Source organism: Acinetobacter sp. ANC_7553 (genome assembly GCF_056779895.1).
The window spans coordinates 1-14,213 of record NZ_JBWYIV010000019.1 but is presented as its reverse complement, the minus strand read 5'-3'; the positions used below and the strand labels follow the sequence as shown (position 1 = coordinate 14,213).

Here is a 14,213-nt window from a genome sequence, read left to right as displayed (position 1 = left end):
TTTAGAAAAAACAGAAAAAATCGAGCTTTTTGATCATTGTTAAAAAAATCAAAACATTGATAAATATGCACTTGGAATACTTAACTGAAAAGAGTGTTTGGTGCTTTTCATCACACTCTGTTCAATGAGTAAAAAATAGCGTTACAATGGGCCGTCTTGTATTTTACAAAACCAACTCCTCAATTCTATACAATTCAAGGAAAGTACATCCCTATGTCACGTTTAGCCACACGATTTGCACAGCTTAAATCTCAACAGCGTAAGGCTCTAGTTTCTTATGTCATGGCAGGTGACCCTCATCCACACGTAACGGTTCCTTTGTTACATCAAATGGTGGAAGCAGGTGTGGATGTAATTGAACTTGGCTTACCATTTTCAGATCCAATGGCCGATGGTCCAGTGATTGCACTTGCGGCTGAGCGTGCATTGGCAGCCGGTACAAATACATTGGATGCATTGGAAATGGTCAAGCAATTCCGTGAAAAGGACACAGATACACCAGTGGTGTTGATGGGCTATTTGAATCCTGTAGAAGTCATTGGATATGAGAAATTTGTATCAACTGCTCATGACTGTGGTGTGGACGGTATTCTGTTGGTGGACTTACCACCTGAAGAAGCACAAGCGCTCGATGTTGTCTTGAAAAAGTTTGATATGGATCAGATCTTCTTGTTGGCGCCAACATCTACAGATCAACGTATTCAACATGTCGCTAATCATGCGAGTGGTTTTATTTATTACGTGTCTTTGAAGGGTGTAACAGGTGCAGCGACTTTAGATGTGAATGAAGCTGCTCAACGCATCGAAAAAATTAAGTCGATGACGGATGTACCTGTTGGTGTAGGTTTTGGTATTAGTGATGCAGCCTCTGCAAAAGCAATCGGAAGCGCAGCGGATGCGGTCATTGTTGGTAGTGCTTTTGTTAAACCATTTGCACAGACAACTCCTGATCAAGCAGTTGAACAGGCGGTCAATAAAGTCAAGGAGCTTCGAGCAGCGCTCGATGAGTTAGTATGAATCAAGAAGTTAAATCAGGGAAAACTTTAGCACCTGCAACACCTTGGACAGATCGTTCAGTACCAGGTATTCAAATCCCTGATCAACAGCAATCGTTAAAAGCGACGTTTACTGAGCCTACGATTGAATGTCCAGAATGTCATGCTCTGGTGACTCGTACGGCGATGTCTTTCAATGCTTATGTTTGTCCTCAATGTGATGAGCATTTAAAAATGAAAGCACGTGACCGTTTAAATTGGTTCTTTGATCAAACCGCAAAAGAATTAGGTCAAGAGTTTGTTGCAAAAGACCCACTCAAGTTTGTGGATAGCAAAGCTTATCCTGTGCGTATGAAAGAAGCACAAGAGAAAACTGGCGAAACTGAAGCACTCGTGGTGATGGAAGGACAAATCAAAGGTTTATCTTTAATCGCTTGTGCATTTGAATTTGATTTCATGGGCGGTTCGATGGGTACTGTAGTTGGTGATCGATTTGTACAAGCAGCAGAGCGTGCGATTGAAACCAAACAGCCAATGATTTGTTTTGCTGCCTCTGGTGGTGCTCGTATGCAAGAAGGAATGTTATCTTTAATGCAAATGGCACGTACATCAGCTGCGATTCAAAAAATGAAAGATGCTCGTATTCCGTACATTGTTGTATTAACTCATCCAGTATATGGTGGTGTGACCGCATCTTTAGCCATGTTGGGTGATGTGCATATCGCTGAGCCTAAAGCAATGATTGGTTTCGCTGGTAAACGTGTCATTGAACAGACTGTACGCGAAAAGTTAGAAGAGCCGTTTCAACGTGCTGAATTCTTGCTTGATCATGGTGTAGTCGATCAAATTGTTCATCGTCACGCATTACGTGATACAGTTTATCGTATCGTAGCGAAATTGATGAATTTGCCTTGAACCTCACTGCTCCACTCAGTACAGATAATTTACAAACATGGCTCGATTATTGGAGCCATGTTCACGTTACAGGAATTGATTTAGGGCTTGAACGCGTCATTCCTGTGGCTGAAAAATTGGGCGTTACACACCCGCAAGCGAAAGTCATTACTGTCGCTGGTACGAATGGTAAGGGTTCAACAACCACAACCTTAGCTTCTATTCTGAATGCTCAAGGATATCAAGTCGGTTTGTATCAATCTCCGCATATCTATCGTTTCAATGAGCGTGTAAAACTCGCAGGTCAGGAAGTTTCAGATGAGCTTCTGATCGAAGCATTTGTTCAAGTTGATCAAGCACGACGTGAATGTGATTTAAGTTTATCTTTTTTTGAAGCAACAACCCTTGCAGCTTTTGTCATCTTCAAACAACAGAAATGTGATGTTTGGGTATTGGAAGTTGGACTTGGGGGACGTTTGGATGTTGTGAATGTCGTTAATCCAAATGTTGCGGTCATTACCAATATTGGATTGGATCACACAGATTGGCTGGGTGACACCATTGAAAAAATTGCTTTTGAGAAAGCGGGTATTATTCGTCCAGATATTCCAGTCATTTTTGGTGGGCAACAAATACTTCCAACATCAATTCAGGATAAAGTCATTGCATGTAATGCGACGCTGTCATGTCTAAATCAGGATTATTTTTATCAAGCAAATGGTGATGGTAAAACTTGGACATTTTCAAGTTCAGCACTGACCTTAAAATTACCATGTGGTCAGTTGGCCCTAGATAATGTTTCAACTGCCGTGGCTGCATTATTGGTCAGTGGATTGAAAATTTCTCAAACTGCACTAGAGCAGGGCATTATTCAAGCACATTTACCAGGTCGATTTGAAATAAGGGAAATCGCAGGAAAAACAGTGATTTTCGATGCGGGACATAATCCGCATGGTGTAGAATTTTTGTTAAAGCAATTGCGAAATTATTTAGAATACAATAAACAGTACACAGAAGTTATCGCTGTGTTTTCGATGTTAGCGGATAAAGATATAGATTCAGTCGTTAATTTATTGAAAAACACGGTATTTATGTGGAAAATTGCGCCGATGGATGTGCCTCGTGCAGCACCATTACAACAATTAGAGTCAGCGCTTCAAGGTGAGACAGTACAACAGTATTCAAATGTACAGGTCGCATTTAAATCAGCACTTGAAGAAACAAAAAATAATCAGCTGATTTTGGTGTGTGGTTCGTTTCATACCTTAGAAGCGGTCTGGGAGTATTTAGAGAATGTCAATGAATAACAAACAACGCTGGATGGGTGGTGTTGTTTTATTGGGTGGTGGTGTTTTATTGGCAGCATTACTTCTAAAAGGCAAAGAAGAGATCCACCAAAATAATGTTGAACAACCGGTTGAAGCTGTTCAACAAAAAAAGAATGAACCTGAAGCAGTACAACTTCAACCTCTCACAGTTGATGTGGAAACTGAAAAGCGTTTACTTGAAGAGCAACGACGTGCTCGTGAGAAAGCTGTGGCAGAGCAAGAGGCTCGTGCTGCTGAATATTTAAGAATGCAACAAGAGGCCGAAGCTGAAGCCGCACGTCGCGCTGCTGAAGAATATGCTGCAATGAATGCTCGTCGAAACGCTGCTCAGCAAAGTTCAGACAATATTCCTCCTGAATTGGTTGAGGATGAAGCTGAAAAGCAAAAGCGTTTGGCTGAAGAAAAACGCATAGCTGAACAGAAGCGTTTAGCTGAGCAAAAAGAACAACAGGCGAAATCCTCAGAAGAACAAAAGCGTAAAGCCGAAGCAGAAAAACGTGCAGCTGAAAAGAAAGCAGCAGAGCAAAAAGCTGCTGAGGAAAAACGTAAAGCAGAAGAGGCGAAGAAGAAAGCTGAAGCTGATAAAAAAGCTGCAGAAGAGAAAAAACGCAAAGCTGCTGAAGAAGCGAAGAAAAAAGCTGAGGCAGAAAAAGCTCGTGATCTGCTGGAAAATGGAGATCGTCAATGGATGGTTCAAGTGGCATTGGCTGCGAATGAGGCGAATGCAGATGCGCTTGCGGCTAAGCTTCGTGCCAAAGGATATAAGGTAACGAAGAGTCCAACGTCGAAAGGTATTCGAATTATGGTTGGTCCATCTAAAGATCGTGATTCGGCAGATGCGTTACGTAAGAAAATTAACAGTGATGCAAGTTTAAATATGAAATCAGCATGGGTGATTGATTGGGTACCACTGGATAAGCGTCAATAGTTTCTTGCTTTGTTTTAGAAAAAAGGATTCAAACTATAATTTGAATCCTTTTTTAAATTAATATGTTAAAGAATATAAGCCATAATCAAAAAAAAAGCCTATCTGAGGATAGGCTGAACGCTGAAACTTGATGGCTCGTCAAAATTAATCAAGATCAGGTTGAGGTGTTAAACGTAGATAAGGTGTCACTGCCTTGTACCCTTTAGGGAAGCGTTGTTGAATTTCATTTTCGTCTTTAATAGAGGGAACAATCACAACATCTTCACCATGCTGCCAGTTTGCAGGGGTTGCCACTTTATAGTTATCTGTTAACTGTAATGAATCTATAACACGTAAAATTTCATGGAAATTGCGACCAGTTGACGCTGGATACGTAATAATCAAGCGTACTTTTTTATTTGGATCAATGATCACAAGAGATCGGACGGTTAGGGTCTCGCTGGCATTGGGATGGATGAAATCATATAAAGTCGAAACTTTACGATCCTGATCAGCAATGATTGGGAAATTTACCGTGGTAGATTGAGTTTCATTGATATCTTTAATCCAACCATGATGTGATTCAACATCATCTACAGAGAGAGCAATCGCTTTAACATTACGTTTTTCAAACTCGTCTTTTAGTTTTGCTGTAAAACCTAATTCCGTCGTACATACGGGAGTGTAGTCGGCAGGGTGTGAAAATAAAACTCCCCAATGATCTCCTAGAAAATCATAAAAATTAATTACTCTTTCACTTGATTGCTGTTCAAAGTCTGGAGTGGTGTCACCTAAACGTAATGCCATATATACCTCTATTCTTATCAAAACCTTAATGTGCTGAAATTAATATGGCGGAAACTATTTATAATTAAAAATAGTGTTTTTTTATTTGGTTATGAAAAAAACAGATTTGTTTCACTCTCTGGAGGCGAATAAACGTTCATAAATTTGAATTTGAACGATATATATTTCTGATCAAATTTGCTACATTAACTCGCCGTTGCTCATGCGTCATGGAAAATAATCCAGAAATTTTTTGATTGCATTTGTTTAAAACCCTTGTACTTCAAATTTCTAGCACCATAATAACGTTTGAGAAAAATCATTTTGATAAGTAAGTTTTAGAGAGTCTATATGTTGGCAAGTCTGATCGGAGGAATCTTCGGTACTAAAAACGAGCGCGAATTGAAGCGTATGCGTAAAATTGTCGAGAAGATCAATGCGCTCGAGCCGACGATATCTGTGTTAAGTGATGCAGACTTATCTGCAAAAACAGAAGAATTCAAACAACGTTATAAAAACGGCGAAAGTCTTGATCGCTTGTTACCAGAAGCTTTCGCGGTATGTCGTGAAGCTGGTAAGCGTATTATGGGTATGCGTCATTATGACGTACAGTTGATTGGTGGTATTACCCTACATGAAGGTAAAATTGCAGAAATGCGTACAGGTGAAGGTAAAACCCTAATGGGTACTTTGGCTGTATATTTAAATGCAATTAGTGAACAAGGTGTTCACGTTATTACTGTCAATGATTATCTGGCGCAACGTGATGCTGAGTTAAACCGTCCACTTTATGAATTTTTGGGATTATCTGTTGGGGTGATTTACTCCATGCAGAATCCTGTCGAAAAAGCAGAAGCTTATCGAGCAGACATTACCTACGGTACAAACAACGAATTTGGTTTCGACTATCTTCGTGACAATATGGTGTTCTCATTAGCCGAGAAAAAACAACGTGGTCTTGCCTATGCGATTATCGATGAGGTTGACTCAATCTTAATTGACGAAGCACGTACTCCACTTATTATTTCGGGTCAAAGCGAAGATTCCTCACAACTTTACGCGGCAATGAATGCGATTCCGCCAAAGTTACATGCTCAAAAAGAAGAAAAAGTTGCAGATGGTGGACACTTCTGGATCGATGAAAAACAACGTTCAGTCGAAATTACAGAAGCTGGTTTTGAAGCCATTGAAAGTGAACTTATTGCGATGGGTTTATTGGCAGAGGGTGAAAGTCTATATTCTGCAGCCAACTTAAATCTTGTTCATCATGTCACAGCTTCTATTCGTGCACATTACTTGTATCATCGTAACGTGCATTATATCGTCCATGACGGTGAAGTGATTATTGTCGATGAAAATACAGGTCGTACGATGCCTGGTCGTCGTTGGTCTGAAGGTTTGCATCAAGCGGTAGAAGCAAAAGAAGGTTTAGAGATTCAACCTGAAAACCAAACGCTTGCAACGACCACATTCCAAAACTATTTCCGTTTATACCGTAAACTTTCAGGTATGACAGGTACAGCAGATACTGAAGCTGCTGAAATGAAAGAAATTTATGGCTTAGATGTGGTGTTGATTCCAACCCATCGTCCAATGATTCGTAAAGATCTGAATGACTTAATTTATTTGAATCGTAATGGTAAATACAATGCGATTATTGAAGAAATTAAGAAAATTCATGAAGCTGGTGTTGCACCGATTTTGATTGGTACGGCAACAATTGAAGCTTCTGAAATCTTATCGGATAAACTGAAAGAAGCGGGTATCGCACACGAAGTGCTGAATGCCAAACAGCATGAGCGTGAAGCGGATATTATTGCACAAGCTGGCTCTCCACGTGCCGTGACTATTGCGACCAACATGGCAGGGCGTGGTACGGATATCTTGCTCGGTGGTAACTGGAAAGCGAAACTGGCGAAAATTGAAAATCCAACTCCTGAAGATGAAGCACGTTTAAAAGCAGAATGGGAACAAAATAACCAACTGGTGCTGAATTCTGGTGGTTTACACATTATTGGTTCTGAACGTCATGAATCTCGTCGTATTGATAACCAATTACGTGGTCGTTCAGGTCGTCAAGGTGATCCAGGTGTTTCGCGTTTCTTCTTATCGTTAGAAGATGATTTGATGCGTATCTTTGCAGGTGATCGTGTCGTCGCAATGATGCGTGCAATGGGTCTGCAAGAAAATGAAGCCATTGAACATAAAATGGTGTCTCGTTCGATTGAAAACGCCCAACGTAAGGTTGAAGCACGTAACTTCGATATTCGTAAGAACCTGTTGAAGTATGATGATGTAAATAATGAACAACGTAAAATTATATACTCACAGCGTGATGAAATTCTGGCAGAAAGTACATTGCAAGAATACATCGAGTCAATGCATGAAGAAGTGATGAAAGGGGTGATTGAAACGTATATCCCACCTGAATCAATTCATGATCAGTGGGATGTCCCAGGTCTTGAATCTGCATTACGCTCAGACTTTAATATTGATCTTCCTGTGCAGCAATGGTTGGATCAAGATCGTCGATTAGATGAAGAAGCATTAGCACGTCGTATTACTGATGAGGTTTTACAACGCTATCGTGCGCGTCGTGAACAAATGGGGGCTGAATCTGCAGCAGTGTTAGAACGAAACTTTATGTTAAGTTCTTTAGATCGCCACTGGAAAGATCATTTAGCAGCGATGGATTATTTACGTCAAGGTATTCATTTACGCGGTTATGCGCAAAAGAATCCTGAGCAGGAATATAAGAAAGAAGCATTTAATCTGTTTGTAAATATGTTAGCTGTCATTAAGTCTGATGTTGTGACAGATCTTTCATTGGTGCGATTACCAACGCCTGAAGAGCTGGCAGAAATGGAAGCACAGCAGCAAGCTCAAGCTGAAGCGATGCAACTTTCACTTTCTCATGCTGAAGTTGATGGTTTAACAGGTGAGCAAACAGTTAATACTCAAGAATTGGATCAGAATGAAGTTGAGATTACGCCACCTCAAAGCCGTAATGCACCTTGTCCATGTGGTTCTGGTTTAAAATACAAGCAGTGTCACGGTAAAATCTAAATTTCATGAAGCAGAACTTAGGTTCTGCTTTTTTTATTTTATTATAGTGCTTGGTCAGTTCATGTGAATAAGCATTGCCAATTTTCTCAGTTAATGCTATTTAATTTTGCATGATTGAATATATGGAAGCGACAATGAAAAAAATACTAAAACCGGCTTTATTTGCAGTTTTTGCTTTACCAGCTTTTGCATTTGCCAATACTGATACAAAAACTGTACCTCTAGCGAAAGTTCAAGCAGCTGCGGGTGTTACTCAAGCACAAACTGAAGTTAAAAATGACTCCACAACGGTGATAAGTCCACGCACTGGTATTCGTTATACACTTGGTAATACGGCTGGTCGACCAATTATTCTTCAAACAGCTGCAATAGCACCTGCAACACCAGCTACAGCAAATCGTATTGTTGCATCAAATCCAGCTCTTTCAAGTTCAAGTCAAGAAAAAGCAAAACAAGCTTTATTAGAACAAACTGTATCTAATTAATTTTAGAATTTCGTACTAAAGCCAGTCTTTGACTGGCTTTATTGTTTTTAGGGATCGAGATTTATTTCAAATCATTCAATTTCAATCAACCCTAATGCCTTATTCACTCGATTTTTTTTCTAATTTCTAATAAGCTTAGCCATCATTTTTTTTAATTCGGACAATCAAAAATGGCGGTGGGTGACGTATCAATGCCACAAATGCATGTGGTAAAGGGTGTAAGAATTGGCTCAGCAGAAGCGTATGTACGTTACCCAAATCGACGTGACTTGGTTGTATTTGAATTTGCACAAGGCACTCAAGTTGCAGGTGTATTTACCCAAAATGCTTTTTGCGCAGCGCCAGTACATATTTCAAAACTGCATTTGTCTCAAACAAATCCACGTTACCTTGTAATTAATACAGGCAATGCGAATGCAGGTACTGGTCCTACAGGTTTGAAAAATGCAAAGGACACTTGTGCTGAATTTGCCAAAATTGCTGGTGTAAATGAGAACGAAGTTTTGCCATTCTCAACAGGCGTAATTGGTGAACAATTACCCATGGAGCGTTTGATTGCTGGGTTAAAACCAGCATTTGAGAGTCTTGAAGATGATGTATGGCCTCAGGCAGCATCAGGTATTATGACGACGGATACTTTACCTAAGGGTGCTTCTGAACAATTTGAAATTGACGGGGTTGTTTATACAATGACGGGGATTTCAAAAGGTGCAGGAATGATCCGTCCTAATATGGCAACAATGTTGTCTTTCGTAGCGACAGACGCGCCTATTGCTCGTGAATTGGTTCAAAAACTATTAAAAACCACGGTTGAACAATCATTTAATCGCATCACGATTGATGGTGATACATCTACTAATGACTCTTGTATTTTTGCAGCAACTGGTCAAGCAGGTGGTGCTGAAATTACATCTAAAGAAGATGCTCGTTACTCTGTTGTTTTAGATGTACTTACACGTGTCATGAAGCGCTTGGCTCAGTTAATCGTTCGAGATGGTGAAGGTGCAACCAAATTTATAACTGTTTCAGTTGAAGGTGGTGCAAATACGCAAGAGTGTTGTGATATCGCTTACAGCATTGCACATTCACCTTTGGTAAAAACAGCGTTCTTTGCTTCTGACCCTAACTGGGGGCGTATCTTGGCTGCAATTGGTTATGCTGGGGTCCAAGATTTAAATGTCGACAAAATCCAAGTATGGTTAGATGATGTCCAGATCTGTAAAGATGGTGGTGCAGCGGCAGATTACACAGAAGAGGCTGGTGCTAAAGTGATGAATCAATCAGAAATTACTATTCGCGTTGATTTGGGCCGTGGTTCTGCCAAAGATACGGTTTACACCTGTGATTTGTCATATGATTATGTCAAGATCAACGCAGATTATCGTTCTTAAATAAATTAAGCCTCCCTGTTGAGGCTTTTTATTTATCAAATTTTAATGATTGGTCAAATCCAATCTGTGTGTAATTGCTTATATTTATAAGCGCTATGGATAGAGATGCAAATAATGAATGATGCAACCAATTTAATTGCAAATGATGCGAAAGCAATTGTTCAAGCTCATTTAGACCTGATTGATGAATCTAACAATCAAGATTTAACACCAGAGTTAAAGCAGCAAAAATTTGCTGAAATCCAAGCTGAATTGGAAAAGCGTAATGCGGTATTGGTTGCTCATTATTATTGTGATCCAGTCGTACAGGAGCTTGCGGAGCTGACTGGTGGTTGTGTTTCAGATTCACTTGAAATGGCACGTTTTGGGCGTGACCATGATGCGACAACACTCGTTGTGGCTGGTGTGAAGTTTATGGGTGAAACTTCTAAAATTTTATCACCTAACAAAACCATTTTAATGCCTACTTTAGAGGCAACTTGTTCACTCGATCTAGGTTGTCCTGTAGATGAGTTTAGCAAGTTCTGTGATGCTCATCCTAATCATACTGTTGTGGTTTATGCAAATACCTCAGCTGCGGTAAAAGCACGTGCAGATTGGGTGGTAACATCCAGTTGTGCTGTCGAAATTATTGAGCATTTAGATAGTTTAGGTGAAAAAATTATTTGGGCACCTGATCAGCATTTAGGACGTTACATTCAAAAGAAAACTGGAGCGGATATGTTGCTCTGGGATGGTTCTTGTATCGTACATGAAGAATTTAGAGCACGTGGCATCGCTCAGATGAAAGCCATCTATCCTGATGCTGCAGTTTTAGTCCATCCTGAATCTCCAGAATCGGTGATTGATGTTGCTGATGCAGTAGGAAGTACTTCGCAATTGATTAAGGCTGCAAAAGAACTACCGCATGAAACAATGATTGTTGCGACCGATCGCGGTATTTTTTATAAGATGCAGCAAATGGTGCCGAATAAGACTTTGATTGAGGCTCCTACGGCAGGTGAGGGAGCGACTTGTCGTTCTTGTGCACATTGTCCATGGATGGCAATGAATGAATTGGATGGCATTTTGCATGTTTTACGACATGGTGATCAGGAAGTGTATGTTGATCCCGCTTTAGCAGAGCGCGCTAAATTACCATTAGATCGAATGTTAAACTTTAGTGCGTCATTAAAGCGTTAATATTAGTCAAAATGCTTGATAAATATACATTTGAAGTGTTTTTTTGAATTTTTTTGAAGATAGGTGTTGACGTTATCCAGCGTCACGCCTAGAATGCACACCGTACCGAACGATACATCAAACGATAAGTTGAACGGTACAAAAGCTGAGATGAATCGGAGTATAGCACAGCCTGGTAGTGCACCTGGTTTGGGACCAGGGGGTCGTAGGTTCGAATCCTACTGCTCCGACCAATTCTTCAAGGCAAAGGTTTTCCAATGATCTCGCAATCATGGGTAATGCGCCTGTAGCTCAGTTGGATAGAGCATCCGCCTTCTAAGCGGATGGTCACAGGTTCGAATCCTGTCAGGCGCGCCATTGGTCGCTTGATTTTATAGAACCAAATTTTGTGATGGTGGATGTAGCTCAGTTGGTAGAGCCCCGGATTGTGATTCCGGTTGTCGCGGGTTCGAATCCCGTCATTCACCCCAACACAAACCGATGTAATCGGAGTATAGCACAGCCTGGTAGTGCACCTGGTTTGGGACCAGGGGGTCGTAGGTTCGAATCCTACTGCTCCGACCATTTATTTCATTATAAATGGTCAGATAAAAGATACCGCGTTAAGCGGTTTTTTTATGTCTGATTTTTGCTGTTAAAAAAAGATCCTATCAGGATCTTTTTTTGTTGAGTGTTTAAGGCACGATAATAACAGCAACGCGTCTATTTTCTGCATGGGCAGCGTCAGTATTTGCAGTATTAATAGGTTGGGTTGAACCGCGACCAATGGTTTGGATATGAGCTGGGTTAAAACCCTCCTCAATAAAAATAGTGCTTACGCTTCGGGCACGGCTTTCAGAAAGTTTAAAATTATAATCTGGATTGCCAATAAGATCGGTATGACCGACGATACGGACTTTCTTTAAATTGTACTTTTGTAGTTGTGCTGCGAGATGTTGAATCTGTTCACGATTTTTTTTAGAGATTTCAGCCTGATCGAAATCGAAAAGAAGTCGTTCGGGTAGTCCCAAACTCCAACCTTCCTCTGTGAGTACGAAACCTTGTTGTTTTAACATTTTTACTTGTTTATAGCTTAAAGATCCCATACCCAAGCATGCACTTAATCCTATACAAAGAATGCTCATGATAAAAAGTTTGAAACTACGATTGAGCATAGGTATTAATCCTCAGTAAAAACTCTATTGTTGAAATATGTGCCAATGATGTTTTAGATTCTTCGCTTTGTACATCGCTTGGTCTGCTTGAGAAATTAAGTCCTCTGGGTTATGAGCTTCTTTAGCCAAAGCAATACCAAGACTAAAACTAAAATGAATTGATTGTCCGTCATATTTTAAGGGTTCATCAGAACATTTTATAAGATTTTCGGCGATCGAAATTAAGTGATCCACCTGACTGACAGGACTTAGGATAATTGCAAATTCATCACCGCTTAATCTTGCGACAAAATCATTTTGACGAGTGTTTTGTTTTAATCGTTTAGCCATCTCTTTCAACACTTCATCCCCTACTAAATGACCATATTGATCGTTAATAGACTTAAATTTATTGTTATCTATAAAAATCAAAACAGTATTTTCACGTTTATCAGGCTGATCGAAAAGGCTACACAAAACTTTATAAAAGTAATGTCGGTTTGGTAATTGTGTTAATTCATCATGTTGTACTTGATAATTAAGCTGAGTATTTTCAGACTGTAACTGATTGTGCCAAGATTGAATTTCTTCTAATAGTTGATTAAATACTGAGTTTAGATGATGAAATTCTTGAATATCATTTTTTGGAAAGCGGAGATTATATGCTTTTTGTTGACTCACTAATTGTGCTGTATGAATAATTGGTGATATAGAATTCATAATATGACGATAGGTTGCATTAACCGACCACCATAAGGCGAAAATCATAAAAAGCATACCTAAAATCAAGGCTAAGCAAATCTTGATAATGAATAAAATGATATCTTGAGAACTGCCGAATAGATGAAGCTCACCGACCAATTGTCCATTGTGGGTAACTTCAATTTGAATCGGCTTAGAAAAAAATAATCCATCAAACCAAGTTTGAAGTTCTGAATGGCGATCTATCAGTTTGCTGCTTTCAGTGATTTTAACTTTATTGCTATCCAATACTTGGATAAGGCGAATTGAGTGTTGTTGTGTGTACTCGTGTAAAATATTGTCTAAAGTGTATTTATCTTGGAAAACAAGAGCAGGTTGAATGCGTTCCGCAATTGTGCGACTCACTAAGGTTAAGTTTTGATTGGCGTATGATTTCACCGTAAAAATTGAAATCGTTGCAAAAATTAAAGTGCAGATCAAAAAAGTAATCGCAAAAATTAAAAATTGTGATCTTCTAAATAGTGATTGGAGTGAAGTTAATCCAAAAAATTTATCAATCATCTGAATTACTCCATGTTCTGTGCAAGAAGTAATACACGAGGATCAACGTGGATTTTGGTTTTTGCAAGACTGTCTAAATTGACTTTAAATTTTGTAATACCTGCTTTATTGCTATAGAGACAGAAAACACTTCCAACCTCGCAATCTTCATTATTTGTTGAAAATGAGAGAATTGATTTCTTTAGTGATTCTCCGATGAGCTTTTGTTCGACTGTTGGAGAAGATTTAGAGAAAAATATAACATCACAATTGGTCTTGTTTAATTCGTAATCATGAATATTTTGTGCTTTGATCTTTGAATTTTGCTTTAGAATTATTTGATTAAACTCTGCTAATGCCACAGTGTTATCAATTAGACATAAATCTGGTTGTGGAGATGAAATTTTGGCATAGCTCAAAATAGATAGAGTCATTTGATAAATGTTCTGGTTGGAATTGGCATGGCTAAAGCTGCACATCAAAAGCAGTAGGGAGATCAATACGGCTTTTTTGATTTTAAATATAGCCATTTAGTAACATAGTTCTAGTCAGTTAAATAATAGAGACTATTCTAATCTAATTTTAATAAAGTTAAAGTGTTCGATTTTTTATCGATATCATACTGAATGATGTGAATTTGATTATTAAATACCCACTCAATACTCATAATTTAAAAAAATACTAAAATATTTAAAAAAGAGGTTGCATTGGGAGAGGAATGCTGTAGAATGCACATCCATCGGCGGTGATGTTGATTAAAACTTGTTGAAAAACAAGGATTTAGCTGAATAGGTTGGATCTAGG

The 14,213-nt window shown here is 39.2% G+C and carries 12 protein-coding genes and 4 tRNA genes; 12 read left to right on the top strand and 4 right to left on the bottom strand.

The window, feature by feature from the left end:
• Positions 1-213: 213 nt before the first annotated feature.
• Genes trpA through AC1M9I_RS13400 form a run of 4 tightly spaced genes read left to right on the top strand, consistent with a single transcriptional unit; the run spans position 214 to position 4,145 of the window.
• Positions 214-1,017: a tryptophan synthase subunit alpha gene (gene trpA, locus AC1M9I_RS13415; protein ID WP_481594021.1), complete on the top strand. Its 804-nt coding sequence runs from the start codon at positions 214-216 to the stop codon at positions 1,015-1,017.
• Positions 1,014-1,910 (top strand): acetyl-CoA carboxylase, carboxyltransferase subunit beta, encoded by an 897-nt coding sequence (accD, locus tag AC1M9I_RS13410; protein WP_035267924.1) that lies wholly within the window; start codon positions 1,014-1,016, stop codon positions 1,908-1,910. Before trpA ends, accD begins: the two co-directional genes overlap by 4 nt.
• Positions 1,907-3,196 (top strand): bifunctional tetrahydrofolate synthase/dihydrofolate synthase, encoded by a 1,290-nt coding sequence (gene folC / locus AC1M9I_RS13405; protein ID WP_092768531.1) that lies wholly within the window; start codon positions 1,907-1,909, stop codon positions 3,194-3,196. The genes accD and folC overlap by 4 nt, the downstream gene beginning before the upstream one ends.
• Positions 3,183-4,145, top strand: coding sequence for an SPOR domain-containing protein (locus tag AC1M9I_RS13400; RefSeq protein WP_481587984.1), 963 nt, complete (start codon positions 3,183-3,185; stop codon positions 4,143-4,145). Before folC ends, AC1M9I_RS13400 begins: the two co-directional genes overlap by 14 nt.
• A 144-nt stretch (positions 4,146-4,289) precedes the next feature.
• Here the strand turns inward: AC1M9I_RS13400 and AC1M9I_RS13395 are convergent, their stop codons facing one another.
• Positions 4,290-4,931: a peroxiredoxin gene (locus AC1M9I_RS13395; protein ID WP_481611151.1), complete on the bottom strand. Its 642-nt coding sequence runs from the start codon at positions 4,929-4,931 to the stop codon at positions 4,290-4,292.
• Between the two features lie 330 nt (positions 4,932-5,261).
• Here AC1M9I_RS13395 and secA point away from each other — a divergent pair, with 330 nt between their 5' ends.
• From secA to AC1M9I_RS13355, 8 genes are all read left to right on the top strand, one after another.
• A complete protein-coding gene (secA, locus tag AC1M9I_RS13390) occupies positions 5,262-7,976 on the top strand; it encodes a preprotein translocase subunit SecA (RefSeq protein WP_092768537.1) in 2,715 nt (904 codons plus the stop codon).
• Positions 7,977-8,110: 134 nt separating this feature from the next.
• Complete coding sequence (locus tag AC1M9I_RS13385) at positions 8,111-8,461, top strand: hypothetical protein (RefSeq protein WP_092768561.1); 351 nt, start codon at positions 8,111-8,113, stop codon at positions 8,459-8,461.
• Between the two features lie 170 nt (positions 8,462-8,631).
• Positions 8,632-9,852, top strand: coding sequence for a bifunctional glutamate N-acetyltransferase/amino-acid acetyltransferase ArgJ (argJ, locus tag AC1M9I_RS13380; protein WP_035267912.1), 1,221 nt, complete (start codon positions 8,632-8,634; stop codon positions 9,850-9,852).
• 114 nt (positions 9,853-9,966) lie between these two features.
• On the top strand, positions 9,967-11,034 hold the full coding sequence (gene nadA / locus AC1M9I_RS13375; RefSeq protein WP_481595113.1) for a quinolinate synthase NadA: 1,068 nt from the start codon (positions 9,967-9,969) through the stop codon (positions 11,032-11,034).
• A gap of 156 nt (positions 11,035-11,190) precedes the next feature.
• Positions 11,191-11,267 (top strand) — tRNA-Pro (locus AC1M9I_RS13370).
• Positions 11,268-11,314: 47 nt separating this feature from the next.
• Positions 11,315-11,391, top strand: a tRNA-Arg gene (locus tag AC1M9I_RS13365).
• A gap of 37 nt (positions 11,392-11,428) precedes the next feature.
• Positions 11,429-11,504 (top strand) — tRNA-His (locus AC1M9I_RS13360).
• Positions 11,505-11,521: 17 nt separating this feature from the next.
• Positions 11,522-11,598, top strand: a tRNA-Pro gene (locus AC1M9I_RS13355).
• Between the two features lie 110 nt (positions 11,599-11,708).
• Here the strand turns inward: AC1M9I_RS13355 and yfiB are convergent.
• Genes yfiB through yfiR form a run of 3 tightly spaced genes read right to left on the bottom strand, consistent with a single transcriptional unit; the run spans position 11,709 to position 13,939 of the window.
• On the bottom strand, positions 11,709-12,188 hold the full coding sequence (gene yfiB, locus AC1M9I_RS13350; protein WP_035267906.1) for an outer membrane lipoprotein YfiB: 480 nt from the start codon (positions 12,186-12,188) through the stop codon (positions 11,709-11,711).
• Between the two features lie 24 nt (positions 12,189-12,212).
• Positions 12,213-13,430, bottom strand: a complete 1,218-nt coding sequence (gene dgcN, locus AC1M9I_RS13345; RefSeq protein ID WP_481595097.1) for a diguanylate cyclase DgcN/YfiN — start codon at positions 13,428-13,430, stop codon at positions 12,213-12,215.
• Between the two features lie 5 nt (positions 13,431-13,435).
• Positions 13,436-13,939: a regulatory sequestration protein YfiR gene (yfiR, locus tag AC1M9I_RS13340; protein WP_092768549.1), complete on the bottom strand. Its 504-nt coding sequence runs from the start codon at positions 13,937-13,939 to the stop codon at positions 13,436-13,438.
• Positions 13,940-14,213: the final 274 nt, after the last annotated feature.

Excerpts from the sequence above, each read along its gene's own strand:
- trpA (WP_481594021.1), top strand. The coding sequence starts at position 214 with ATGTCACGTTTAGCCACACGATTTGCACAGCTTAAATCTCAACAGCGT.
- accD (WP_035267924.1), top strand. The coding sequence starts at position 1,014 with ATGAATCAAGAAGTTAAATCAGGGAAAACTTTAGCACCTGCAACACCT.
- AC1M9I_RS13400 (WP_481587984.1), top strand. The coding sequence starts at position 3,183 with ATGTCAATGAATAACAAACAACGCTGGATGGGTGGTGTTGTTTTATTG.
- AC1M9I_RS13395 (WP_481611151.1), bottom strand. The coding sequence starts at position 4,931 with ATGGCATTACGTTTAGGTGACACCACTCCAGACTTTGAACAGCAATCA.
- secA (WP_092768537.1), top strand. The coding sequence starts at position 5,262 with ATGTTGGCAAGTCTGATCGGAGGAATCTTCGGTACTAAAAACGAGCGC.
- AC1M9I_RS13385 (WP_092768561.1), top strand. The coding sequence starts at position 8,111 with ATGAAAAAAATACTAAAACCGGCTTTATTTGCAGTTTTTGCTTTACCA.
- argJ (WP_035267912.1), top strand. The coding sequence starts at position 8,632 with ATGGCGGTGGGTGACGTATCAATGCCACAAATGCATGTGGTAAAGGGT.
- nadA (WP_481595113.1), top strand. The coding sequence starts at position 9,967 with ATGAATGATGCAACCAATTTAATTGCAAATGATGCGAAAGCAATTGTT.
- yfiB (WP_035267906.1), bottom strand. The coding sequence starts at position 12,188 with ATGCTCAATCGTAGTTTCAAACTTTTTATCATGAGCATTCTTTGTATA.
- dgcN (WP_481595097.1), bottom strand. The coding sequence starts at position 13,430 with ATGATTGATAAATTTTTTGGATTAACTTCACTCCAATCACTATTTAGA.
- yfiR (WP_092768549.1), bottom strand. The coding sequence starts at position 13,939 with ATGGCTATATTTAAAATCAAAAAAGCCGTATTGATCTCCCTACTGCTT.